Below are 24,498 nucleotides of genomic sequence, written 5' to 3'. Positions count from 1 at the left end.
CTGAAAACTAGAATAGTTGCCGGGTGTAGGATAACGCATCAGTCCACGATCACCTGTTACGGAGACTTTCATGACTACCGAACCTAGCGCTAGCAACACGGCCGCCCCCGGCGCCCCCCACGAATCCGCCGGTTCCCAGGACGCGGCCGGACGTCTTCACCGCGGCCTCCACGCGCGCCACCTCAACATGATCGCAATCGGCGGCGCGATTGGCACCGGGCTTTTCGTCGCCTCCGGCGCGACGATCTCGCAGGCGGGCCCCGGCGGCGCACTGTTTGCCTACGCGCTGATCGGCGTGATGGTCTTCTTCCTCATGCAATCGCTGGGCGAGATGGCAACCTACTCCCCCGTGGCGGGCTCCTTCGGCGAGTACGGGACGCGCTACGTCAGCCCGTCGTTCGGATTCGCGATGGGGTGGAACTACTGGTTCAACTGGGCGATCACCGTGGCCGCTGAGCTTGTGGCCGCCGCCCTGGTCATGGCGTATTGGTTCCCGGACACGCCGTCGATCGTGTGGTCGGCCCTCTTCCTCGCCATTCTCTTTATCATCAACGCGATCTCCGCGCGCACGTTCGGCGAGGGCGAGTTTTGGTTCGCGGCGATCAAGGTGGTCACCGTCCTCGTCTTCCTCGTCCTCGGCGTGCTCATGATCGCGGGCATCATGGGTGGCGACTCCCCCGGCACGAAGAACTGGACCACCGGTGAGGCTCCGTTCGTGGGCGGCGGCATGGGCATCCTGTCGGTGTTCATGATCGCCGGCTTCTCCTTCCAGGGCACCGAGATGGTTGGTATCGCTGCGGGTGAGGCTCAGGATCCCGATCGTACGATTCCCCAGGCCATCCGCGCCGTCTTCTGGCGTATCCTCATCTTCTACATCGGCGCGATTGCCGTGATCGGCTTCCTCATCCCCTACACCGACCCGGCCCTGCTCAACCCGGACGGCGACATCGCGCTTTCGCCCTTCACCCTCGTTTTTGAGCGGGCGGGCATCGCCGCGGCGGCCGCGATCATGAACGCCGTCATCCTCACCTCGGTGCTCTCCGCGGGCACGTCAGGGCTGTATGCGTCGACTCGCATGCTCTACGGCCTGGCCAAGTCGGGCCAGGCGCCGGCCATCTTCGGGACGACGACGCGGCACGGCATTCCCATGGCCGCCCTGGTGGCGACCACGGTGGTGGGCGCCGCTTCCTTCCTCACCTCCCTCATCGGCGACGGCGGGGCCTACACCTGGCTCGTCAACGCCTCCGGGCTTGCCGGCTTCATCACGTGGGTAGGGATCGCGTGGAGCCACTATAAGTTCCGGAAGGCCTACGTCGCTCAGGGACACGACCCGGCCGACCTGCCCTTCCGTGCGTCGTTCTTCCCCTTTGGTCCGCTCCTCGCGCTAGCAATGACACTGGTGGTGATCGTCGGCCAAAACACGGAGGCGCTCCTGGGCGAGACGGAGTTCGCGGCCCTCTTGTCCAGCTACATTGGCCTGCCTCTCTTCCTGGCTCTGTGGGCCGGGCACAAGATCGTGACCCGCGCACCGGCAGTCAAGCCCTTGGAGGCCGATCTGACGCGCCGCTCGGACGCCGACTAAATGCCGCAGGGAGGCCCGGCGTGGCGCCGTCGGACTTCGGCGTCGGCTGACGACGCCGCCGGTGCGGATTTCGGCATCGGCGGATCGTCGCGCTGGCGATCCCGACACTTCACTTGAGGATTTGGACTACCGGCCGACACTTCACTTGAACATATCGGATACCGATCGCTATACGGGCCTGGTATGCCCCAGATTCATGACTTGCGTCGGACATCTGCTCCCAACGTGAGACTGCCTACTCGAGACCGGCGATTCCAACCCAAAACACACCCTCAATTGGTAAGCGCCCCTTTTCGGCGAGAATCTCATGAGTTGCCACGCCCACGGCTGTAATACCGACAAAACAGAGCCCGCCCAGAGTGTTCCTATACCCTATTGATCGCCTCACCGCAAGATGATACGCTAACCAATAAGTGATTTCCATCTCAACGAGGAGGGGAGAATGCGTGCTTTAGCCCTCATAGCCACCGCTTGCATCGCTTTCAGCGCAAGCATGTTGGCCGCGCCCATTCACACCACAAGCTCGGATGACCTAGCATCCGACTCCATCCTTGAAAAGTGGGAGCAGGACAGTCAGCAACACACAGCAAGCGTGCTCGGGATCGATGGCCACGCTGGCCTATCGGCGGTTTTGCCATCGTCCGCATTCGATGCGGTCTCCGAAATAGATCCATATTTGAGCGGTTACTACTTTCATAGCCCCGAACGAGACAGCCAGGTCTTGGCTCTTCCCGCGGATTATCTGCGTGATTCCATAACAACACCAGGACGTGCATCTGAGTCCGCCAAAGTTCAGGACTACATTGAGAACTCGCTGTCTTTGGCTCAGCCAGAAGGTCACGTTCAATTGCGGGTTTCCCGCTTCACGTCCGAAGAGATAGATGAGTCTATGGAAGCCGTGCAACAGGCACTTCTTCATCAAAACCTCTCCGGCAGTATTGACTACGACCCTTGGACAGACAGCCTCGAAGTCGGAATCTCCTCTGCGGAGGACTTCGCTCTTCCGGCCACCGATGTCCCCGTCCATCTCGTCTCGGCAAACGTTCGCGCAGCGGTTGAAAGCGACGCTATGCCTTCACCTTTCCGTGGCGGCGGCCCGCTTTACGCAGGCGGTTGGCGCTGTACCTCAGGAATTCCTACATATGACGCAAGTAGAACTCCCGACGTCGTACTGGCGCAATATTGCCCCAACTATGCGGCGAGGCTCATGCTCTAGGGGGCTAATATGCGACACAAGCCGTTTCTTCTCCTCACCGTCTGTGCGGCGGTGGTGACCGCGTGCACCAATTCCGACGCGCTCATTGTGCCCACCCTCCCGCCCGAGACCGAAGGACCTCTGGTTGCAAAACTCAACACCCTGACACGGATCGACGTCGCCCAGGGCAACGCTTGCCCCATTATCGAAGAGGACACGCTCATCGTCTTTTCCGAACCGGTTTCCGCAAACGACGCCAACGCCATCGTGATCGGAGACGTCACCATTAAGGTCGGCGATTCTTTTCAGACCAGCAAGACGAACGACATCCCGGGCGGATTCTCCTGCGGCGGCAAACTCTACCCACATGCGCAACACGTCATTTTTCCTGGCGTCAATCTGACTGACCACGACTAGCTCGAAAGAGAACAGAGCTCACTGAACACGCGCCGAAAGGATCTTTGAGCTCCATCCCTCGCACGTGGGCGGTCCTCGTGTGGCATGATTGCCACATGGCCGCAGCATACCTGCATGCAATGGTCCTTGACCGCGATGAAAGGAGAGCGAGAACCCCGTACGCCTGCCACGCCCTCACCACCGCAAGTCGTACGTGCAATGAGGCCGGGCCGGAAAAATTCCGGCCCGGCCTCAGATCCTTCGCGGCCCTAGAAGTTCAGACCGTACCCATAGCCCATCGACGTATCGTAATCGTCGAGCGAGCCATACCCGTAGATGTCGTCGAAGGAATCCAGCCCGCCAAACGTGTTGAGCTGCTCGTACTCCGAGCGAGCCTCCGACGTGGGCTCAACCTTGACGCGGCGTAGCTGCTCCAGGCCGGTGCCGGCCGGGATGAGCTTGCCGAGGATGACGTTCTCCTTGAGGCCCTCGAGCGGATCGGACTTCGCGTTGAGCGCCGCCTCCGTCAGAACCTTCGTGGTCTCCTGGAAGGATGCCGCGGACAGCCACGAATCCGTGGCCAGCGACGCCTTCGTGATACCCATCAGCTCCGGACAACCCGAGGCCGGCTTTCCACCCTCCGCCATCGCGGCGCGGTTGGCCTGCTCGAACTGAGCAACATCCACGAGCTCGCCGGGCAGCAGCGACGTCGTCCCGGCCTCCAGGACCGTGACGCGACGCAGCATCTGACGCACGATGACCTCGATGTGCTTGTCGTGGATTTCCACGCCCTGCGAGCGGTAGACGTGCTGAACCTCGGAGACGAGGTGCAGCTGAGCCACGCGGCGACCCGAGATGCGCAGCACCTTCTTCGGGTCAACCGAGCCCTCAACCAGCTGCTGGCCCACCGGGACATGAGCGCCCTCGGCCACAAGCAGCTTGGCGCGCTTGGCCACCAGGTAGGTCAGGTCCTCGTCGCCGTCGTCGCGCTTGATGATGAGGCGGCGCGAACGCTCCAGATCCTCGATCTCAAGGCGGCCGGCGGCCTCCGCAATCGGCGCCTCGCCCTTCGGGGTACGCGCTTCGAACAGCTCCTGCACACGCGGAAGACCCTGGGTGATATCCTCCGCCGACGCCGCGCCGCCCGTGTGGAAGGTACGCATCGTCAGCTGGGTGCCGGGCTCGCCGATCGACTGCGCGGCCACGATGCCCACGGCCTCGCCAATGTCCACCAGCTTGCCGGTGGCGAGCGATCGACCGTAGCACTTCGCGCAGGTGCCGACCCGCGAGTCGCAGGTGAGCACAGAGCGCACGTGGATCTGCTTGATTCCCGCCGCGAGCAGGTTCTCAAGCGCCACGTCACCGATGTCGGTGCCGGCGGCGACGACGACGTTCCCGTCGGCGTCCACCGCGTCCTTAGCGAGGGTGCGGGCGTAGACCGAGGTGTCGATATCCTCGGAGCGGATCAGCTCCGCCGCAGCCCAAACCTCGGCCGAGACTTCCTTCTCGGTGACCTCCGTCGGCACGCCGTCAACCGTGGCGAGGCGCAGCTCGTTGCCCTTGGAATCGAGCGCCACGATCGTCTTGGGCAAGCCGCGGCTGGTGCCGCAGTCGGCCTCGCGGACGATGACGTCCTGGGCCACGTCCACCAGGCGGCGGGTCAGGTAGCCCGAGTCCGCTGTACGCAGAGCCGTATCGGCCAGACCCTTACGCGCGCCGTGCGTCGCGGTGAAGTACTCGAGCGCCGACAGGCCCTCGCGGTAGTTCGACTTGATCGGGCGCGGAATGATCTCGCCCTTCGGGTCTGCCACCAGGCCACGCATACCGGCCACCTGACGGATCTGCATCCAGTTACCTCGCGCCCCGGACTGAACCATCTGGTTGATGTTGTTCAGGTCGTCGAAGTTCTTGCGCATCTCGTCGGCAACCATGTCGGTCACCTCGGTCCACAGGGCCACCAGGTCACGGCGACGATCCTCGTCGCGGATGTTACCTTCCTGGAAGTCCTGCTCGATCTTCGCTGCCCGCTCCTCGGCCTCCTCCAGGATCTTGGCCTTGTTCGCCGGCGCGATCACGTCAGACACCGCGATCGTCACACCGGAGCGCCCGCCCCAGTAGAAGCCCGTCTCCTTCAGGGCATCCAACGACGCCGCCGCGTCGACCTTCGGATAGCGCTCAGCGAGCTGGTTGACAATGCCGCCCAGAACCTTCTTGCCCACGGGCTCGTTGACGAACGGGAAGGTGGTGGGCAGCGCGTCGTTGAACAGGGCGGTGCCCAGGGTGGTCTTGAGGATGATGTCGTCACCCTCTTCGTAGCCCTCGGGCGCAACCCAGTCGCGCGGCGGGATGATCTCATCAGCCTTCCAGCGGATGTGAACCGGGGAGTTGAGGTGGAGTTCGCCCAGGTCGTGGGCCATCTCCGCCTCCGCCACCGACGTGAAGTAGCGGCCAGCACCCACCTCGTTCTCACGCACGGTGGTCAGGTGGTAAAGGCCGATAATCATGTCCTGCGCGGGCACGGTGACCGGGCGGCCGTCGGACGGCTTCAAGATGTTGTTAGCCGACAGCATGAGGATGCGGGCCTCAGCCTGCGCCTCCACCGACAGCGGCAGGTGGACAGCCATCTGATCGCCGTCGAAATCGGCGTTGAAGGCGGAACACACGAGCGGGTGCAGACGGATCGCCTTACCCTCGATCAGCTGCGGCTCGAAGGCCTGAATGCCGAGGCGGTGGAGCGTAGGAGCTCGGTTGAGGAGCACCGGGTGCTCCTGGATGACCTCTTCGAGCACGTCGAAGACCTCGTCACGCTGACGCTCGATGAGGCGCTTAGCGGCCTTGATGTTCTTGGCCAGCTCCAGATCCACAAGACGCTTCTGCACGAACGGCTTGAACAGCTCCAGCGCCATCGTCTTGGGCAGACCACACTGGTGGAGCTTGAGGGTGGGGCCGACCACGATGACGGAACGACCCGAGTAGTCCACGCGCTTGCCCAGCAGGTTCTGACGGAATCGACCCTGCTTGCCCTTGAGCATGTCGGAGATCGACTTGAGCGGACGGTTGCCCGCACCCTGCACCGGGCGGCCACGACGGCCGTTGTCGAACAGGGCATCCACGGCCTCCTGAAGCATGCGCTTCTCATTGTTGACCATGATCTCCGGCGCCTTCAGGTCAAGCATGCGCTGGAGGCGGTTGTTGCGGTTGATGACCCGGCGGTAGAGGTCGTTGAGGTCGGACGTGGCGAAGCGGCCGCCGTCGAGCTGAACCATCGGGCGCAGATCCGGCGGGATGACCGGGATCGCGTCAAGAACCATCGCCTCGGGCGGCGTGTGGGAGTGCAGGAAGGCGTTGACCACCTTGATGCGCTTGAGGGCGCGGGTCTTGCGCTGGGCCGTTCCGTTCTCGATCTGGTCCACGAGCAGCTCGCGCTCGGCCTCCAGGTCGAAGCTCTTCAGCCGGCGCTGGATGGCCTCCGCACCACGCGATGCCTGGAAGTAATCCCCCCACCGGGTCTCCATCTCGCGGTAGGCGACCTCGTCACCCTCCAGGTCTCCGACCTTGAGCTTGGTGAACTTGTCCCAGATCTCCTCCAGCTTGGCGATCTCCGACTCGTAGCGGGCGCGCACGCGGCGCGTGTCGGCCTGCGTCGAACGCTTGATCTTGGCACGCGCGGCGGTATCCTCACCGGCGGCCTCCGCCTCAGCGAGTGTCGCCTCCTCCGCCTTCAGCGCCTGCTCGACGGCGGCGTCGCGCTCCTTGAGCAGGTTCTCCCGCTCGAGCTCGTACTCTGCCGTGAGCGAGGGCAGATCGTCGTGACGACGCTGCTCGTCGACGTCGGTGACCATGTAGGCCGCGAAGTAGATGACCTTCTCCAGGTCCTTCGGGGCGATGTCCAACAGGTAGCCTAGACGCGAGGGCACGCCCTTGAAGTACCAGATATGGGTGACGGGCGCGGCAAGCTCAATGTGGCCCATGCGCTCGCGGCGTACCTTCGAGCGCGTGACCTCCACGCCACAACGCTCACATACGATGCCCTTGTAGCGGGGACGCTTGTACTTGCCGCACGCGCACTCCCAGTCGCGCGTGGGGCCGAAGATCTGCTCACCGAAAAGACCGTCCTTTTCCGGCTTGAGCGTACGGTAATTGATAGTTTCGGGCTTGGTGACGGTGCCGTGCGACCACTTGCGCACATCCTCCGACGTGGCAAGGGAGATCGAGAGTTGATCGAAAAGATTGACGTCGAGCAAGATTCCTACATCCTCAGTTCTTCACGCCTCAATGGTGGCAATTTCCGGGTGGAGCGGCGGGCGTTGGCCGCCCCACCCACAAGAATCAGAATTCCGCGCCGGATTCGAGACCCTCGAAACCGGTGGTGATGCCTGCTGACTGCGGCGAACGGAAGGCGTCCTCGTCCGCATCCTGCAGCGAGATCGCGTTTCCGCCCGCGTCGAGGGCCTCGACGTTCAAGCACAGCGAACGCATCTCCTGAACGAGGACCTTGAAGGATTCGGGCAGACCCGGCTCGGGGACGTTGTCGCCCTTCACGATCGCCTCGTAGACCTTGACGCGGCTCACCGTGTCGTCCGACTTGATCGTCAGCATCTCCTGCAGGGTGTGCGCGGCGCCGTAAGCCTCCAGCGCCCACACCTCCATCTCGCCGAAGCGCTGGCCGCCGAACTGGGCCTTGCCGCCCAGCGGCTGCTGGGTGACCATCGAGTACGGCCCCGTGGAGCGGGCGTGGATCTTGTCGTCCACCAGGTGGTGGAGCTTGAGCATGTACATGTAGCCCACCGAAACCGGATCCGGGAACGGCTCACCGGTACGACCGTCGAAGAGGCGAGCCTTGCCGGCGCCGTCGACCAGCCGGTCGCCGTCGCGGTTCGGGTTCGTGTTGGCGAGCAGGCCGTTGAGTTCGTCGGACCGGACACCGTCGAAGACCGGTGTGGCCACGGTGCGATCCGGGCCGGCCTTAACGGCACGCTCGGGCAGGCGCACGGCCCACTCCTCGCCGGCAGCGCGCGCCGCGGAGGCGTCCCAGCCCTGCTTCGCGACCCACCCGAGGTGGAGCTCGAAGACCTGGCCGAGGTTCATACGCGAGGGCACGCCCAGCGGGTTGAGCACGATGTCGACCGGGGTACCATCCTCCATGAACGGCATATCCTCCACCGGCAGGATACGGGAGATAACGCCCTTGTTGCCGTGGCGGCCAGCCATCTTGTCGCCGATCGAAATCTTGCGGCGCTGAGCGATGTGCACGCGCACCGACTGACGGATGTCCGAGGGCAGCTCGTCGTGGTTCTCAGCCGAGAACTCCTTGACGCCGATCACGATGCCGGACTGGCCGTGCGGGACGCGCAGCGAGGTGTCGCGTACCTCCTTCGCCTTCTCGCCAAAGATCGCGCGCAGGAGGCGCTCCTCGGAGGTCAGCTCGGTCTCGCCCTTAGGGGTGATCTTGCCGACCAGGATGTCGCCGGCCGCGACCTCGGCGCCCACGCGGATGATGCCGCGCTCGTCGAGGTGGGAGAGCATCTCCTCGGAGACGTTCGGGATGTCCCGCGTGATCTCCTCCGGGCCCAGCTTCGTGTCACGTGCGTCGACCTCGTGTTCCTCGATGTGGATCGAGGTGAGCAGGTCCTCCGACTGGCAACGCTGCGAGACGATGATGGCGTCCTCGTAGTTGTAGCCATTCCACGCCATGAAGGCCACGAGCAGGTTCTGACCGAGCGCAAGCTCGCCGCCCTCGGTGGCCGGGCCGTCAGCGATGAGCGAGCCCTTCTCCAGACGATCACCCTCGTTGACAATGACCTTCATATTGGTGCAGTTGCCGGGGTTGGAGCGCTCAAACTTCGCCAGACGGTAAGTGAAGTAGGTGCCCTCGTCCTCTTCCACTGTCACGTGGTCGGCCGAAACATCCGTCACGACGCCGGCCGCGCGAGCCACGAGCACGTCACCGGCGTCAACCGCGGCGCGCATCTCGATGCCCGTGCCCACGAGCGGAGCAACCGGCTTGATGAGCGGCACGGCCTGACGCTGCATGTTCGCACCCATGAGGGCGCGGTTCGCGTCGTCGTGCTCGAGGAACGGGATAGCGGCAGTACCCACCGACACCATCTGACGGGCGGAGACGTCCATGTAGTCCACTTCGTCCGCCGGGATGAGGGCGGGCTCGCCGCCGGGGAGGCGCACGAGGACTTCCTCCTCGAGGAACTTTCCGTTCTCGTCCATCGGCGCGGCGGCCTGAGCCACCGTGTAGCGGTCCTCGTCTGCGGCGTCAAGGTAATCGATCTGGTCGGTAACCACGCCGTTGTTAACCTTGCGGTACGGGGTCTCAATGAACCCGAACGCGTTGACTCGCCCGTAGGTGGCGAGCGAGCCGATCAGGCCAATGTTCGGTCCTTCCGGGGTCTCAATCGGACACATGCGCCCGTAGTGGGACGGGTGAACGTCTCGAACCTCCATCGACGCGCGGTCGCGCGACAGGCCACCCGGACCGAGGGCCGACAGGCGGCGCTTGTGGGTCAGGCCCGCCAGCGGGTTGTTCTGGTCCATAAACTGCGACAGCTGGGAGGTCCCGAAGAACTCCTTGATCGCGGCCACGATCGGGCGGATGTTGATGAGCGACGACGGCGTGATCGCCTCGGCGTCCTGGGTGGTCATGCGCTCGCGGACCATGCGGTCGAGGCGGGCCAGACCGGTGCGCACCTGGTTTTGGATCAGTTCACCAACGGCGCGGATGCGGCGGTTGCCAAAGTGGTCGATGTCGTCGTCTTCCACGACGACCTCGGCGCCGCCCTCGACGGTGCGGGTCGTCTTCTCCCCCGCGTGCAGCGCAAGAAGGTAGCGCAGCGTGGCGGTGATGTCGCTCAGCTGAAGCTGGCGCTCCTTCCCCTCCGGGTCCAGGCCCAGCTTCTTGTTGACCTTGTAACGGCCCACGTGCGCCAGGTCGTAGCGCTTGGGGTTGAGGTAGAAGTTGTTGAGCAGCGTGCGGCCGGCCTCCGCGGTCGGCGGTTCACCCGGACGGAGCTTGCGGTACAGATCCTGCAGGGCCTCCTCCTGGGTGTGGACCGTGTCCTTCTCCAGGGTGTCGATGAGGATCGGGTACTGCGCGAACTCCTCGCGGATCTCCGACTCTGTCATGCCCAGGGCCTTGAGGAAGACCGTGACCGACTGCTTGCGCTTACGGTCCACGCGCACGCCCACCGAATCGCGCTTGTCGATCTCGAACTCGAGCCACGCCCCGCGCGAGGGAATGATCTTCGTATTGTAAATCAGCTTGTCCGAGGTCTTGTCCGCGCTGCGCTCGAAGTAGACGCCCGGGGAACGCACCATCTGGGAGACGACCACGCGCTCCGTGCCGTTGATGATGAAGGTGCCCTGCGGGGTCATAAGCGGGAAGTCACCGATGAAGGTGGTCTGAGACTTGATCTCACCCGTCTCGTAGTTCTGGAACTCGGCCGTCACGTAGAGCGCGGCGGAGTAGGTCATGTCCTTCTCTTTGCACTCGGCGATCGATGCTTTCTCGCCCTCCAGGTGCGGGTTGGACAGGACCAATCCCATGGTCTCGGCGGTGTTCTGAATCGGGGAGACTTCATCGAAGATCTCCTCCAGACCCGATTTCTCGCCCGGCGCGGCGTTCTCTCGCCACGCCTCCGAGCCAATCAGCCACCCGTAGGAGGAGGTCTGAAGCCCGAGAAGATCCGGGACCGGCAGCGGCTCGTGGAGCTTAGCGAAAGACACGCGATCCGAGGCGAGCTTGCCGTCAACAAAGGTGGTATTAAAGGTGCGCGAAGCAGCCAAAGGGTGATCCTTCCCTCTATATCGGTTAGGCCGTGCGCGACGCTCACCTGCACAAACCCCGAGCTAGGAAGGCAAACTTGCGAGTGCTCCGGCTCACGAGGGCATGACAAAGAAAGTCCGCGCAAGTTTCAAATTTACCGCTTCGGCGTAGGGAAGTCTATCCCCCGCCCTGTGGAAGGGGTCACGACACCTATGTAGCACCCGTGATCCTCGAATCACCTCGCCGCGGTCGCTGCTGGGGAGGGTTCCTCGATACACGGAGCCATGTACTGCCGGGCACGCCGGCTCCATTGACTATTCCACGACACGCCCGCCAATGCAAGTAGTGCACCCGGCGTGTGGAAAAGCCCCCGCGCCGATCCGCCGTGATGGCGAGATCGAACGCGGGGGCAAAGCGGCTAAGCCGCGGCGATTACTTGAGCTCGACGGTGGCGCCGGCGGCCTCAAGCTTAGCCTTGGCCTCCTCGGCGGCATCCTTCGCAACGCCCTCGAGGACGGGCTTCGGGGCGCCGTCAACGAGGTCCTTGGCCTCCTTCAGGCCGAGCGAGGTCAGAGCGCGGACCTCCTTGATGACCGCGATCTTGGTGGCGCCGGCGTCGGTGAGGACGACGTCGAACTCCGTCTTCTCCTCCTCGGCAGCGGCGGCTTCGCCACCGGCCGGGGCGGCAGCAGCAGCGACGGCGACCGGGGCGGCGGCCTCGACGTCGAACTCCTCCTCGAACTTCTTCACGAAGTCGGAGAGCTCGATAAGGGTGAGCTCCTTGAAAGCATCGATGAGCTCGTCAACAGTGAGCTTGGCCATGATTGACCTTCCTTCCTTTGCCTACTTGCGAGGCAGTTCCCTCAGGTGAGGTGCTTAACAATTGGTGGGTTGCTGCTTTAGGCAGCGGCTTCCTGCTTCGCACGCAGGGCGTCAACGGTACGTACCGTCTTCGTGGCGGATGCCTTGAAGACGAATGCAGCCTTGACCATCGAAGCCTTCATGGCTCCGGCGGCCTTCGCGAGGAGAACCTCACGCGACTCCAGATCGGCGAGCGCCTTGACGCCGTCGGCGTCGAGAAGCTGGCCTTCCATCACGCCGGACTTGAGCACGAGCTTGTCGTTGTCCTTCGTGAAGTTCTTTAGTGCCTTGGCTGCGGAAGCGATGTCACCGGTGACGAAAGCGAGGGCGGTGGGGCCGGTCAGGTCTGCATCCAGACCCTCGACACCAGCGTCCTTCGCAGCGATACGCGCGAGCGTGTTCTTGGCGACGTGGTAACGCACATCAGAGCCGAGCGCGCGGCGCAGAGTCTTCATCTGCTCGACGCTCAGTCCGCGGTACTCCGTCAGAAGAACAGCGTCCGAGCTACGGAACGCCTCCGTAAGCTCTGCGATCTCCGCAGACTTTTCGGTCCGTTTCATGGGACCTCCTTCCGATGGTTTGCCGCAGTTTCCAGGCAATAAAAAATCCTCGCGCACGCAGGCACGAGGAGCATTCACGGGGAATAATTCTCTTGTCATACCTACGCGGGCATTCATTGCTGAAATTAACTCCGAAGAGACCTGCGGTCTTGGGCAAGAATCACCTTAGCGCCCTACCCGCCGCATGGGCAAGGTCAAGCCCGTGAACGTGTGTCACCTCACGGAAGCGAGAGCAACCCACTGGAGAGGCTCCGATCCGCCGCGGACCGACGGCATCGCGCGTCAATCGACGTTCTCGCGCAGTTCGTGCGCGATGCGATGGACGAGCATATCGAGGGCCACGAGGTTGTGCCCACCCTCGGGAACGATGATGTCCGCCCTGCGCTTGGACGGAGCCACGTAAAGCTCGTGCATGGGCTTGACCGTCGCCAAGTATTGCTGCTCGACGGACTCGATGGTTCGTCCCCGCTCAATGACATCGCGCTTGACGCGGCGCAAGATGCGCACGTCGGCGTCGGTATCGACGAAGATCTTCACGTCGAACAGGTCGCACAGGCGCTGTTCGACGAACAAGACGATGCCCTCAACCAAGATGACCGGGGCCGGCTCAATACGCACCGTTTCCTTCGCGCGTGTGTGATTTGCGTAGTCATAGGTGGGGCAGTCGATCGCCTGGCCGCTGATAAGCTGGCGAAGCTGGGAGATCATGTAGTCGTTGTCGAAGGCGTCCGGGTGATCGTAGTTGAGCTTGGCGCGCTCCTCGAGCGGCAGGTCGTCGTGAGGGCGGTAGTAGTTATCGTGAAAGACGACGGCCGCCTGCGAAGCGAATTTCGCCTCAATGGCCCTCGTCAGCGTGGTCTTTCCACTGCCGGTGCCGCCAGCAATACCAATAACGATGGGTCTGCCGATCTCAGCCAACACATCTCCTTCTACCGCCGTGTCGCCAACTCAGCAAATACTACGCCTCTTTTCACACCCAACTCGAACCGCACCCAGATAAGAATCCCTTTTTGTCTACTCACCCAAACTAGCGTTTCACGACGCGAGAACGGCGCTGATAAAAGGTGAGTCCGAGACACACCACACCAATAACAAGCGCCATCGCGATATCAATAACCACCATGGACTCTTCCAGCGCCGATGTTGCGATCAGGACTATTGCCGCCAAGATCCACAACACGCTAACGGCAAGATACAGCCCCCTCACGGCCGCGGCTCTTGCCACATTAGCTTGAAATGCATGCAGGACGAGAGCGACCACGAGCAACAGCCCCATTGTGATAACGAGCCAACGCCACTGCGGCTGCGTGTGAGGAATTGTCCGATAAGTGACAAACAGCACAAGTATAGCCATACCGAACGAGAAAAGACCGTCTCCGAATCGACTCCGGGCAGGCTCAGAATCGAGATGGTCTTTACTTGGCGAGCGACTCTCCACCATCGTCACCCCCTCAGCAAACTGGTGGCTCGATACAATAAGCTTAGCACTCTTGGTACGAATTATATCTGCAACTAGGGAGCGTCATGATGGCACCAAAGAGGATGGCGCAAATCGTGCTCATTAACGCCGCATTATTCGTCCTATTCAGCGTTTTGAAGTTGTGGGAAGCTGGCGTTTTCAACGAAGGCTTCAATTCTGGCGCTTCGACGTATCTCGCGCTTCTCACACCACTGATCATTACTTTCGTGGTGCTTTCAACTCTCCAGATTCTCTGGGAATTCCGCGTCGCACGTGCACGAACACAAGAGGATCAAGCGCGACTCGAGGGGCACCGAAAGCACATAATTCTGTTCGGTTTGATATCAGCAGTTGTTCTCCTGGCACTAGTCTTCGTGTGGTAGTCAATCACGCGGTGCCCCTCAACCTCGCGATGAATGGATTGTGAAGAGGTTATAGAAACACATACGCGAAGGGGCTCGCACCCACCGGTGCGAGCCCCGCCAAAGATGCCGAGGACTAGGCCTCAAGCTCCTTCGCTAGCTTCGACACGTCCAGGCGAATGCCCGGGCCCATCGTGGTCGAGACGGTTGCCTTCTTCACGTAGCGTCCCTTAGCCGAGGCCGGCTTAAGGCGCAGGATCTCTTCGCGAACAGCCACGTAATTCTGGTAGAGCTGCTCGGCAGTGAATGAGGTGTTACCGACGATGAAGGCGAGGTTGCCGTGCTTGTCAACACGGAACTCGATACGGCCACCCTTGATATCCGAAACGGCCTTGGCCACATCCATGGTCACGGTACCCGTCTTGGGGTTCGGCATGAGGCCACGCGGACCAAGCACGCGGCCGAGACGGCCGACCTTGCCCATCATGTCCGGGGTGGCCACGGCGGCGTCGAAGTCCGTCCAGCCACCGGCGACCTTCGCGATCAGCTCGTCGTCGCCGACCTCATCCGCACCGGCGTCGATCGCGGCCTGGGCGTTGGGGCCCTGGGCGAAGACGACGACGCGGGCCGTCTTGCCCGTGCCGTGCGGAAGAATCGCCGTTCCGCGCACCAGCTGGTCAGCCTTGCGCGGATCGACGCCGAGGCGGAACATCACTTCGACAGTGGAGTCGAACTTGGTCACGGATGTCTTCTTGGCAAGGTCCATCGCCTCGAGCGGGGTGTATAGCTCACCCGGCTGAATCAGTTCAGCGGCCTTGCGGTAATTCTTAGAGCGCTTTGCCATTCTGCATTTCTCCTAGTTGGCAGTCGTGGGAAGCGAGCCCGCTCCGGGCTCTACCACGGCGATCGGTGATCGCTAATTAAATCTCGTCGGTGGTGACGCCCATCGAGCGAGCGGTGCCAGCGATGATGCGAGCAGCGTTGTCGATGTCGTTGGCGTTCAGGTCCGGCTCCTTGGTCTTGGCGATCTCGCGCAGCTGATCTGCGGTGAGGTGGCCGACCTTGTTGGTGTGCGGAACACCGGAGCCCTTCGCGATTCCCGCTGCCTTCTTGATGAGCTCAGCAGCCGGCGGGGTCTTGGTCACGAAGTCGAATGAACGATCCTCGTAGACGGTGATCTCGACCGGGATGACGTTTCCACGCTGAGATTCCGTCGCGGCGTTGTAGGCCTTGACGAAGTCCATGATGTTCACGCCATGCTGACCCAGCGCGGGGCCAATCGGCGGTGCAGGGGTGGCCGCTCCAGCTTCGATCTGGAGCTTAATCAGACCTGCAACCTTCTTCTTGGGTGGCATATTTGATCCTTCTTGTTTATCTTCAAACCGCCATCATGGCAACGATGGCGGGCGTCCAACGACGGCGAAAAAGCGGTGTGTTTCCACGCCCGGTTCGGAGAAACCGGGTTAGTCCATCTTCTCCACCTGGCCGAAGGACAGGTCGACCGGGGTTTCCTGGCCGACAAGAGTCATGAGCACGGTGAGCCTCTGGTTCGCCGCGTCAACCTGAGAAATTGTAGCGGGCATTCCGACCCACGGCTCGGTGGTAAGCGTCACGGTCTCGCCCACCTCGTAGTCGGCAACGATCGCGGGGGCGCCTGAAATGATGGGCTTACCGGCGGCCTTGGCGGCCTCGGCGGCCTCCTGCTCGACCACGGGCGTGAGCATTTGCACGACCTCAGCCTGGGTCAAAGCAACCGGATCGCGGCCATTACCGACGAAGCCGGTCACGCCGTTCGTCTCCTGGACGGTCCGCCACGAGTCGTCCGTCATCTCCATGCGGATGAGGGCGTAGCCGGGCATGCGCACGCGGGTGACGAGCTTACGCTGGCCCTTCTTGACCTCGTAAACATCTTCCATCGGCACCTGAACCTCGAAGATGAAATCCTCCATGTTCATGGTGTGGGCACGCGATTCGATGTCCTGCTTGACACGCTTTTCGTAGCCCGCGTACGTGTGTAGCACGTACCAGTCACCGGGCAGGCCGCGTAGCCGTTCGCGCACGGTTTCCTCCGTCACGACGCCGTCGTCCGCAACCTCCGGTTCGGGCGCAGCCTCCTCGGCCGCAGCGCTCTCCTCTTCGCCATCGGCCGGAGCCTCGGCGTCGTCGAGTCCAGACTCGACGACGGCAACCTGCTCGACGTCGGCAACCTGCTCCGCGTCGGCCTCCTCAGCTGACGCGACGGGTAGCGCCTCCTCGGCCTTATCGGAGAAAATATCGTCGATCGATTGAGACATTGATTCCCTCTTCCTAGCCAAAGATCCAGAACATGGCCTGGTTGAAGACCACGTCAATCACGCCAACGAACGCCATTACGACGGCCACGAAGAACACCACCGTGAGGAACAGCTGCCACAGCTCCGAGCGGGTCGGGCGCTGAACCTTCTTGAGCTCGGCCACGACCTCCTTGAAGAAGGTAATAATGCGCTGCCACAGGCCCTTGGACTCAGACTCGCGTCGCGATGCTGCTGCTTGGCTCACTAGGTTTCCTCTCGGTAATGTGGAAAACGACCCTAATCTAGGGCCGCCTTCATTGCAGGGCAGGAGGGACTCGAACCCACAACCGCCGGTTTTGGAGACCGGTGCGCTACCAATTGCGCCACTACCCTATTGACCTCAGACCCATTATGCCTGACGTCGCCGTGGTGTTGCCAATGAGCAACTCGCAACAGTCTAGTGACAAATGGCGCCGAGGTCTAGGCGCGGGGCCACCAGGGTGTTGTAATTTGGACCACTTGGACCGTGTTTCGGGATTCATCTTCCTGCAGCGGCCAGTTCGTGCGACCATGGTGAGCATGGCAACACAACCACGTACCAGAGTCTCCCAGCGCCTCGCCGCGCTCCAACCGTCCGCCACCCTCGCCGTCGACGCGAAGGCCAAGGCCCTCAAGGCCGCAGGTCAGCCCGTCATCGGCTTCGGTGCCGGCGAACCGAACTTCCCCACCCCGGCCCACATCGTCGCCGCCGCGATCGAGGCCGCCTCCGACCCGAAGAACCACAAGTACACCATCGCCAAGGGCCTACCCGAGCTAAGGGCTGCCATCGCCCAGAAGACGAAGGCGGACTCCGGCGTCGTCGTCGACCCGGACAACATCATCGTCACCAACGGCGGCAAGCAGGCCGTCTACCAGGCTTTCGTCTCGCTCCTCGACGACGGCGACGAGGTCATCCTTCCCGCGCCCTACTGGACCACCTACCCCGAGGCGATCACGCTATGCGGGGGCGTGCCCGTGGAGGTATTCGCGGGCTCCGATCAGCACTACAAGGTCACCGTCGCCCAGCTGGACGCCGCGCTGAGCGAGCACACGAAGGTGCTGCTCCTGTGTTCCCCGTCCAACCCCACCGGCTCGGTCTACACCCCCGAAGAACTGCGCGAGATTGGTCAGTGGGCGCTGGACAACGGCATCTGGGTCATCTCCGACGAGATCTACGAGCACCTCATCTACTCCGGCGAGATGGCCTACATCCTGCACGAAGTCCCCGAGTTGCAAAACCAGACCATCATCGTCAACGGCGTGGCTAAGACCTACGCCATGACCGGCTGGCGCGTGGGCTGGATGCATGGCCCGGCCGACGTGATGAAGAAGGTGGCCAACTTCCAATCCCACATCACCTCCAACGTCAACAACATCGCCCAGCGCGCCGCCATCGCGGCCCTCACCGGCGACCAGGGCGTGGTCGAGGAGATGAAGGAGGCCTTCGACCGCCGCCGCACGACCCTCGTATCGATGCTGCGCGAGATCGAGGGCTTCGAGGTCCCCGAGCCGACCGGCGCCTTCTACGTTTTCCCCAACGTCCAGGCGGTGCTCGGCAAGGACATCAACGGGCGCGTGGCCACCACCACCTCCGAGCTGGCCGAAATCATCCTCGAGGAAGCACAGGTCGCGGTTGTCCCGGGCGAGGCCTTCGGCGCGCCTGGCTACATCCGCCTCGGCTACGCACTCGGCGATGAGGACCTCGTGGAAGGCGTGGAGCGCATCCAGCGCCTGTTCGCCTAACCGCGCCTTAGCGGCGCACCTGGAGCTATCGGGCCCGTGCCAGCCAGTCCTCGGCCACCTCAAGCCGGCATCGGGCCTGATCCTTCCAGTCGCTCCTGCCCCGCTGCCGGGTCGAGGCGACAAGCGAAAGCACGACGCCGGCAGCGGAGGCGGCGATCGCCGCGGGGTCGGCGTCGTGGGCGGCTCGGGCGTACCAGTCCTCCTGGATCCGGCGCGCCCCGGCATACTTCTCGCTGAGGCCAGGCAGCACGGACAGGTGGCCAAGCAGGCACCCCCAGTCGTCGGCGCGGTAGCCGGGACCGAGGGAGTCAAGGTCGAGCAAGCCGCTCACCCGACCGCCGCTCACCAACACGTTCGCCTCATAGAAGTCGCCGTGGGTGGACACGAGTGGCCCGTAGTGGGCGCTTTTGCGAACGCGCAGGATTCCCGCCGCCAGGTCGCCGGCCCGCCCGGCAAGCTCCGGCATGGCGGCGCCCGCTGCTCGCGCGTAGTGCTCGCAACGCTCAGCCCAGGCGGGGCGGTAGGGCAGGTCCAGCGCGGCGGGCGGCAACGCGTCGAGCGTGCTGGTCAATGACCTGAAGATCGCGGGCAGGTCCCGCCCGCTTTGAAAACTGACGGCCAGCGGCGTTCCCCCAACCGAGGATGTCACCACCAGGCCGTCGGGGCGGCAGGCCACCACGCGCGGGACGGGCAGGCCGGCTTCGGCACAGGCGCGGTGCCGGCCGACAAGGCCATCCACGGCGTTCGGGCGGACCACCTTGGTGTAGTGCACGCCTGAGGCACCCTGCACGCGCAACACCGCCCGCCGCGTGGGGCGATAGCCGAGCAACTCGACGTCGCACTCCCCCACGAGCTGAGCCATCGCCTCGGGGTCGCACGCGTCCGCGAGCGCGGGCAGCTCCGGGTCCCCGGGAAACTCCCACACGTGGACGGGCAGGTCGTCGGCGTAGAGAGTGATGGCTCCGGCGTCGTCGAGCCTATCGCGTGAGATTTTGGCGGTGGAGGCCACGATGTAGCCGTCCTGCCGCTCGCGCACCTCCCGCGCGCTCGACTTGTGGCGTACCTCGTCCCACGTGACTGAATACCCCACCGAGACCCCGGCGCCCGGGCGATGATTGACGGCCCGCAGTCGCCAGGCACGCACGATCCCCGGGCTCAGCGCCAAGGACAGCATCTCCCCCGCGGATGGGCCGGTGAGGAGAGCAACGGCTCGGCGCTCGGCGTGCTTGGTCATGCTTCAGTTATAGGGCTGATTGGGGAAGGTCTCAAATGCGCGGCGTGTATTGGGATGGCGCACCGACTAGGATGGGCGCATGCGAGATCTGAAGACTTTGCCCAAAGCACACCTTCATCTTCATTTCACCGGCTCCATGCGCGTTACGACCCTCATTGATCTCGCCCGCGAGCAGGGAGTGCGACTGCCCGCCAACCTCACCGACACCCAGGCGATGCAGGTGCCCGCGAACGAACGCGGCTGGTTTCGCTTCCAGCGCGCCTACGACGCCGCCCGCAAGGTAGTGCGCTCGGAGGCCGCTATGCGCCGGATCGTGCGGGAGGCCGCCGCCGACGACGCCGCGGAGGGCTCGCGCCGCCTGGAGCTGCAGATCGACCCCACCTCGTACGCGCCGTTCGTCGGGGGTATCACCCCCGCGCTGGAGATCGTGCTCGACGAGGCGCAGGTCGCCTCGCGCGAAACAGGCGTGGAGGTCGCCATCATCGTGGCGGCTTCGCGGATCAAGCACCCACTCGACGCCCGCACGCTCGCCCGCCTTGCCGCCAAGCACGCCGGCGACGGGCCCGGCCAGGTGATCGGCTTCGGGCTGTCCAACGACGAGCGGCGCGGCGACACCGCCCAGTGGGCCGCCGCCTTCAACATCGCGCGCAAGGCGGGGCTCGCCAGCATGCCGCACGCCGGGGAGCTACTCGGCCCCGACCACATCCGCCAGGTCATCGAATACCTGCGCCCCACGCGGCTCGGGCACGGGGTGCGCACGGCGGAGGACGCCGACCTGCTGGCCCGCATCGTCGGTGCGGGCATCGCGCTTGAGGTCTGCCCGGCGTCCAACATCTCGCTCGGCGTGTACTCCAACCCCGAGAACGTGCCGCTGCGGGTGCTCTACAACGCCGGCGCGCAGATCGCCCTATCCGCCGACGATCCCCTGCTCTTCCTCTCCCGGCTCACCGACCAGTACCAAATCGCCCGCGACCAGGGATTCTCCGACCGCGACCTCGCGGGCTTCGCCCGCGACTCGATCACCGCTTCCATGGCACACATCGAGTCCAAGCAGAAGTGGCTGGCCGAGGTGGACGACTGGCTCGCCACCCCCGACGCGGACTGATCCGGCTAGATCTGAAGGCCCACCAGTACCGGCTCGGGAACGAGGGTGACGCCGAACTTGTCGCGAACCCCGTCGCGGATCTCGCGCGCGAGCGCCGCGATGTCCTCCCCGCTTGCCCCGCCACGGTTCGTCAGCGCCAGGCAGTGCTTGGTGGACAGCGCCGCCGGACCGGGCATGTTGTAGCCGGGCTTAAAGCCTGCGTGGTCGATGAGCCACGCCGCCGAGGTCTTGACCTGCCCCGGGATCGTCGGTGCCGCGGCGCCGATCTGGTTGACGGCGTCGTGCCTGGCCACCCCGAAGCGGGGCGCCTCGGGCGGGAGTAGCGCCGCCTGTTCCTCGCTGAGCACCGGGTTGGTGAAGAAGGAGCCGAGGGAGTACGTGTCGCGGTCGGCATCGTCAAGCACCATGCCCTTCGAGGCGCGCAGCTCGAGCACCGCGGCCCGCACGTCCGACGACGGCGCCCGCTCCCCGATCTCAACCCCGAGCGTGCGCGCGAGCTGCCCGTAGCCGATCGGGCGGGACAGCGTGGCGCGGCGCATGTGGAACGTCACCGCCAACACCACCCAGCGCGGGCTGGCGCCGGCGATTGAGCGTTTGAGGATCGAATCTCGGTAGCCGAACTTCATATCCGACAGGAAGAGCGTGCGAAACTGCCGGGTTTGCCGGTCCCAGGTGCGCACCTGCGCGAGGGTTTCGGCCACCTCCTGGCCGTAGGCGCCGATGTTTTGCACGGGAGCGGCACCCACCGAACCCGGGATACCCGACAGCGCCTCCAGGCCCATCCAGCCGTGCTCGATCGCGTAGACCACGGCTTCGTCCCAGGGCGTGCCCGCGGTGATGCGCATTTCGGCGCCTCCGCAACTGTCCTCCATGAGCGTCTCGATCGCGGAGCGGGTGTCGTGGACGACGACGCCGTCAAAGGGCTCGTCGCTGGCGAGGATGTTCGATCCCCCGCCGACCACCAGCACGGGCCGACCCTCCGCGTCGGCCGTGGAGACGGCGTCGACGATCTCGGCCTCACTCGTGGCGTTGACTACCTCGGCCACGGGGCCGCCCACGCCGATGGTGGTCATCTGGGCGAGGCTGTCGCCGCGGTAGCGGGTGGTGCGGACCGGGGGCACCGTGGCGGTGGGCTCGGAAGGTTCGGGTATGTAGCACGACATGGCTCTCCTATCGGCGCGAAAGGTAGTAGCTGGCCAGGCGGCCAAGCGGGTTGATGTTCGTCTGGAATTCCCCGATCTTCTCCACGATCGTGGGGTTAAAGCGAGATTTGAACCGCATGAGGGAGTCGGCCAGCGAGCCGTCCACGCCACCGAGCGAGACGGACTCCAGCCCAGAGGCGAAGCCCTCGCCGAGCGCCACCACCCACATGAGGTGCTGGGCCGGGATATTACCGAAGTGGCGGTTCGTGCCCGCGTACAGCATCTCCGCCGAGGTGCCGAAGCGGACCATGAGAACGCCGGCCAGGGTCACGCGGCCGCGCTGGCCCGACTCTTCAAGCTCCGCGATGTTCTTGGCAGCCGAGGCGATCGCATCCTGCAGGCGGTTGCGCTTCTTCTTCGCATTGGCCGGGGTGGCGGCGAGCTCGGCGGAATCGGCGTCGCGGCGGGCGGTGTAGGTGGCGATCGCGGAGTCGACGTCGAGGGTGGCCAGATAAACCTTGGCATCATCCCCGTAGGCGGCAAGGATTTTCTCGTAATACTCCCGGGAGCGCAGGCGGATCCCCTTCTCCTCCTCGGTCTGCTCAATGACGGAGAGGAACTCATCCAGCACGTCGGCCCCGCCCGAGGTGACCTCCACGAATCGGTTGCGCGCGTTGTTGGCCAGCGTGCGCGACTTCTTCGGCAAGGTGGCCTGGTAGGTGGCGACGGCGACGGCGGGAATGCCGGGCTGGGCGGCCGGAGCGGCGCCTGCAGACGCGGGGACGGCGTCGGCGAGCTCGGCCGGGCGGAACGTGACCGGCATGAAGCGCGGCTGGAGCGACTCGTGCAGGCCCTTGACGAAACCGAGGTGCTTGAAGCCGGCGGACTCGATGCGGCGGCCGATGTGGCGGGCACGCGGGTCGTAGCTCTCGGGCAACTCGGCCAGCGGGGCCTTGCGGACGGGCACGAACGGGTCAATCCGCACGGCCACCGCCCGGTTCTTCTTCGCGAACGCACGTAGCTCGCGCAGGTAGACCTCCAGGTAGGGGCCCTCGAAATCGAGGATCGGGCCGTGCGGCATGTACCAAAAGCTCATCCCCAACGGAAGGTGGCGCTTGAGTACCAGGCCAACCGCGACCAGGGCGCCCGTATCGTCGCGCAAGCCCGTCAGCGAATGGCCCCAGTTCTTCACCTCAGCCCATGCCGAGGACTGCAGCACGTTACACAGCGGGTGGCTCGCCACAAAGGCATCGTATTCCTCGCGCGGAACCTCGATGAATTGCACGTATCCTCCTCGTTCAGTTTCCATCCTACCCCGGGGCCCTCGGTGCGCTCTGCCCAACAGGGTCCAGGTTACGCCCGGATTGAAATAGCTTGGACGTTTCGGCTTATAGGCCAAAATGTGTTGGTTTCGGTTTAGTAGGTTTCGTGCCAGGTTCCGTTGTGGTGGAAGTCGGTCCAGTTAACTGCGGTTCCCCATCTGTCGATCTCGGCTTGTGCTTGGGCGCGGTGGCTGGCCTTGTCGAATTGGTCAATGATCTGCTGGTCGGTGATCGTGGTCTTGAGGATGTGTGCTGGGGTGGCAGGGAACTCGGTGTGCAGGTAGCACCACCACAACACGGTCTTGACCTGGTGATCAAGACTCATGCCCCGGTGGGCTCGTAGCACGCAGCGTAGTTGGGTATTAATCCCGCCCTCGATCAGGTTCGACGTCCTGGGAATGGGGTCACCTTCAAGGTCAAGGGCGGGATCAAGGAAGGTCAACAGCGTGCCTTGTTTGACCAGCGTGTTGAGGCAGTTCTTGGCCTGGATCAGCCGGGCATGGGTGGGAACGAGGCGTCCGTCTGGTAGCCGGGTGCGCTGGGCGAGGAACTGTTTGTAGGTGGTGTTCCAGGCGGCGAGTTTGCTCATCCATGCCACTGCCTGCTCATAGGTGGCGACCTCGAGCAGGGCTTGAGCAAGACCGTAGAGATCAACACCTGCCTGAGTGCGTGGCCGGGTGGTGGTCTTACGCTTGACCGCGCTATAGGCGTGAAAGACACAGCGTTGGATCCGGGTTCCAGGCCAGGTAGTCTTCACCGCGCTGGCGATGCCTTGCCCACCATCACACACGACAACATCTGGGGGCGCGATCCGGGACATTAAGGCTTGCCAGGCGCGGGTGGTCTCGCCCTTGGCCACGTACCAGCCAAGCACGTGAGTCTTGGTACACGCGATCAGGACGACCAGCTTGTGGGACAGGTAGATCCCGTCAACAAAGACCACGTGGCTGACTTCGTCGACCAGTGGGGAAACTGGCCATAGATGCCAAAATGGTTCGTTACGCCGTCGTATGGTGCGTGCCTTGGGCCCGTAATCGGCCAGGGTGTGTTTGCCGGTGACGAAGTCTAAAAACGCACTGAAATGCCGGGCGCGGGTATCGTTACGCCGAGACTGGCTTGCCCCACATGTTGGACAGCGCAACCTTGGCCTACCTGCTCGAGTTGAGCCCCATTTTTGCGTCGTGCCACCACAGATTTTGCATCGAGGATTTCCCATCCCCACATTCAAGCCGATTCAAACCCCGACCTTGCCACGGAATATCAATCAAAAACCGGGATAAAACCAACACGACCTGGCCAACCAAGAACTCAAGTCACAACGAGTCCAACCTCCACCTTTCGGCTTTATAGCAACGAAAGACAGCCCAAAAACCAACACAACCTGACCTATAAGCCGACGTTTCTGGGCCGATCTCCTCATGTAAGAGGATCGCCGCGAAATCGTCCAGTTT

General features: G+C 63.6%; 20 protein-coding genes and 1 tRNA gene. 6 read left to right on the top strand and 15 right to left on the bottom strand.

All coding sequences use genetic code 11. The features are described from left to right. The first annotated feature begins 70 nt into the window (after window positions 1-70). The 3 genes from J2S45_RS02775 to J2S45_RS02765 all read left to right on the top strand — a co-directional run bounded on the left by J2S45_RS02775 (window position 71) and on the right by J2S45_RS02765 (window position 3,194). Window positions 71-1,582 (top strand): amino acid permease, encoded by a 1,512-nt coding sequence (locus J2S45_RS02775; RefSeq protein WP_270974889.1) that lies wholly within the window; start codon window positions 71-73, stop codon window positions 1,580-1,582. 442 nt (window positions 1,583-2,024) lie between these two features. After that, on the top strand, window positions 2,025-2,798 hold the full coding sequence (locus J2S45_RS02770; protein ID WP_307634483.1) for a hypothetical protein: 774 nt from the start codon (window positions 2,025-2,027) through the stop codon (window positions 2,796-2,798). A gap of 9 nt (window positions 2,799-2,807) precedes the next feature. Continuing rightward, window positions 2,808-3,194: a hypothetical protein gene (locus tag J2S45_RS02765; protein WP_307634482.1), complete on the top strand. Its 387-nt coding sequence runs from the start codon at window positions 2,808-2,810 to the stop codon at window positions 3,192-3,194. A gap of 248 nt (window positions 3,195-3,442) precedes the next feature. Here the strand turns inward: J2S45_RS02765 and rpoC are convergent, their stop codons facing one another. The 6 genes from rpoC to J2S45_RS02735 form a co-directional block, all read right to left on the bottom strand. Next, the gene (gene rpoC / locus J2S45_RS02760) at window positions 3,443-7,417 is read right to left on the bottom strand and encodes a DNA-directed RNA polymerase subunit beta' (RefSeq protein ID WP_307634481.1); all 3,975 of its coding nucleotides are present in this window, start codon (window positions 7,415-7,417) and stop codon (window positions 3,443-3,445) included. Window positions 7,418-7,502: 85 nt separating this feature from the next. Continuing rightward, on the bottom strand, window positions 7,503-10,967 hold the full coding sequence (gene rpoB / locus J2S45_RS02755) for a DNA-directed RNA polymerase subunit beta (RefSeq protein WP_307634480.1): 3,465 nt from the start codon (window positions 10,965-10,967) through the stop codon (window positions 7,503-7,505). A 412-nt stretch (window positions 10,968-11,379) separates the two neighbouring features. After that, window positions 11,380-11,769 carry a 50S ribosomal protein L7/L12 gene (rplL, locus tag J2S45_RS02750; protein WP_270974893.1) on the bottom strand — a complete coding sequence of 130 codons (390 nt, stop codon included), beginning with the start codon at window positions 11,767-11,769 and terminating at the stop codon, window positions 11,380-11,382. Between the two features lie 77 nt (window positions 11,770-11,846). After that, on the bottom strand, window positions 11,847-12,368 hold the full coding sequence (rplJ, locus tag J2S45_RS02745; RefSeq protein WP_270974894.1) for a 50S ribosomal protein L10: 522 nt from the start codon (window positions 12,366-12,368) through the stop codon (window positions 11,847-11,849). 282 nt (window positions 12,369-12,650) lie between these two features. Then, a complete protein-coding gene (gene udk / locus J2S45_RS02740; RefSeq protein WP_307634479.1) occupies window positions 12,651-13,289 on the bottom strand; it encodes a uridine kinase in 639 nt (212 codons plus the stop codon). A 106-nt stretch (window positions 13,290-13,395) separates the two neighbouring features. Then, window positions 13,396-13,722 (bottom strand): hypothetical protein, encoded by a 327-nt coding sequence (locus tag J2S45_RS02735; RefSeq protein WP_307634478.1) that lies wholly within the window; start codon window positions 13,720-13,722, stop codon window positions 13,396-13,398. 170 nt (window positions 13,723-13,892) lie between these two features. Between J2S45_RS02735 and J2S45_RS02730 the strand changes: the two genes are divergently transcribed. Further along, on the top strand, window positions 13,893-14,210 hold the full coding sequence (locus J2S45_RS02730) for a hypothetical protein (RefSeq protein ID WP_307634477.1): 318 nt from the start codon (window positions 13,893-13,895) through the stop codon (window positions 14,208-14,210). Between the two features lie 115 nt (window positions 14,211-14,325). Here the strand turns inward: J2S45_RS02730 and rplA are convergent, their stop codons facing one another. From rplA to J2S45_RS02705, 5 genes are all read right to left on the bottom strand, one after another. Continuing rightward, a complete protein-coding gene (gene rplA, locus J2S45_RS02725; RefSeq protein ID WP_270974900.1) occupies window positions 14,326-15,033 on the bottom strand; it encodes a 50S ribosomal protein L1 in 708 nt (235 codons plus the stop codon). A gap of 76 nt (window positions 15,034-15,109) precedes the next feature. Next, window positions 15,110-15,544 carry a 50S ribosomal protein L11 gene (gene rplK, locus J2S45_RS02720; RefSeq protein ID WP_062613597.1) on the bottom strand — a complete coding sequence of 145 codons (435 nt, stop codon included), beginning with the start codon at window positions 15,542-15,544 and terminating at the stop codon, window positions 15,110-15,112. Between the two features lie 108 nt (window positions 15,545-15,652). After that, window positions 15,653-16,483, bottom strand: coding sequence for a transcription termination/antitermination protein NusG (gene nusG / locus J2S45_RS02715; RefSeq protein WP_296930044.1), 831 nt, complete (start codon window positions 16,481-16,483; stop codon window positions 15,653-15,655). Between the two features lie 13 nt (window positions 16,484-16,496). Continuing rightward, complete coding sequence (secE, locus tag J2S45_RS02710) at window positions 16,497-16,727, bottom strand: preprotein translocase subunit SecE (protein WP_270974902.1); 231 nt, start codon at window positions 16,725-16,727, stop codon at window positions 16,497-16,499. 55 nt (window positions 16,728-16,782) lie between these two features. Then, window positions 16,783-16,855: transfer RNA gene (locus J2S45_RS02705), tRNA-Trp, on the bottom strand. 186 nt (window positions 16,856-17,041) lie between these two features. On the opposite strand from J2S45_RS02705, the gene J2S45_RS02700 reads away from it, so the two are divergent. Continuing rightward, window positions 17,042-18,244 (top strand): pyridoxal phosphate-dependent aminotransferase, encoded by a 1,203-nt coding sequence (locus J2S45_RS02700; protein ID WP_296930040.1) that lies wholly within the window; start codon window positions 17,042-17,044, stop codon window positions 18,242-18,244. A gap of 25 nt (window positions 18,245-18,269) precedes the next feature. On the opposite strand, the gene J2S45_RS02695 is transcribed toward J2S45_RS02700, so the two are convergent. Further along, a complete protein-coding gene (locus J2S45_RS02695; protein WP_296930037.1) occupies window positions 18,270-19,478 on the bottom strand; it encodes a phosphotransferase in 1,209 nt (402 codons plus the stop codon). 79 nt (window positions 19,479-19,557) lie between these two features. Between J2S45_RS02695 and J2S45_RS02690 the strand changes: the two genes are divergently transcribed. Then, a complete protein-coding gene (locus J2S45_RS02690) occupies window positions 19,558-20,583 on the top strand; it encodes an adenosine deaminase (protein WP_270974905.1) in 1,026 nt (341 codons plus the stop codon). A gap of 5 nt (window positions 20,584-20,588) precedes the next feature. Here J2S45_RS02690 and J2S45_RS02685 read toward each other — a convergent pair whose 3' ends face one another. The 3 genes from J2S45_RS02685 to J2S45_RS02675 all read right to left on the bottom strand — a co-directional run bounded on the left by J2S45_RS02685 (window position 20,589) and on the right by J2S45_RS02675 (window position 24,263). After that, on the bottom strand, window positions 20,589-21,746 hold the full coding sequence (locus J2S45_RS02685) for a UDP-N-acetylmuramate dehydrogenase (RefSeq protein WP_307634476.1): 1,158 nt from the start codon (window positions 21,744-21,746) through the stop codon (window positions 20,589-20,591). A 7-nt stretch (window positions 21,747-21,753) separates the two neighbouring features. Continuing rightward, window positions 21,754-23,010 (bottom strand): peptidoglycan bridge formation glycyltransferase FemA/FemB family protein, encoded by a 1,257-nt coding sequence (locus J2S45_RS02680; RefSeq protein WP_307634475.1) that lies wholly within the window; start codon window positions 23,008-23,010, stop codon window positions 21,754-21,756. 131 nt (window positions 23,011-23,141) lie between these two features. Beyond that, window positions 23,142-24,263, bottom strand: coding sequence for an IS1249 family transposase (locus tag J2S45_RS02675; RefSeq protein ID WP_307634474.1), 1,122 nt, complete (start codon window positions 24,261-24,263; stop codon window positions 23,142-23,144). Between the last annotated feature and the right edge of the window lie 235 nt (window positions 24,264-24,498).

This window comes from Trueperella abortisuis, from assembly GCF_030811095.1.
Taxonomy (GTDB): Bacteria; Actinomycetota; Actinomycetes; order Actinomycetales; family Actinomycetaceae; genus Trueperella; species Trueperella abortisuis.
Note: the sequence above shows the minus strand (reverse complement) of the source record. Positions and strands in the feature narration are given on the sequence as shown.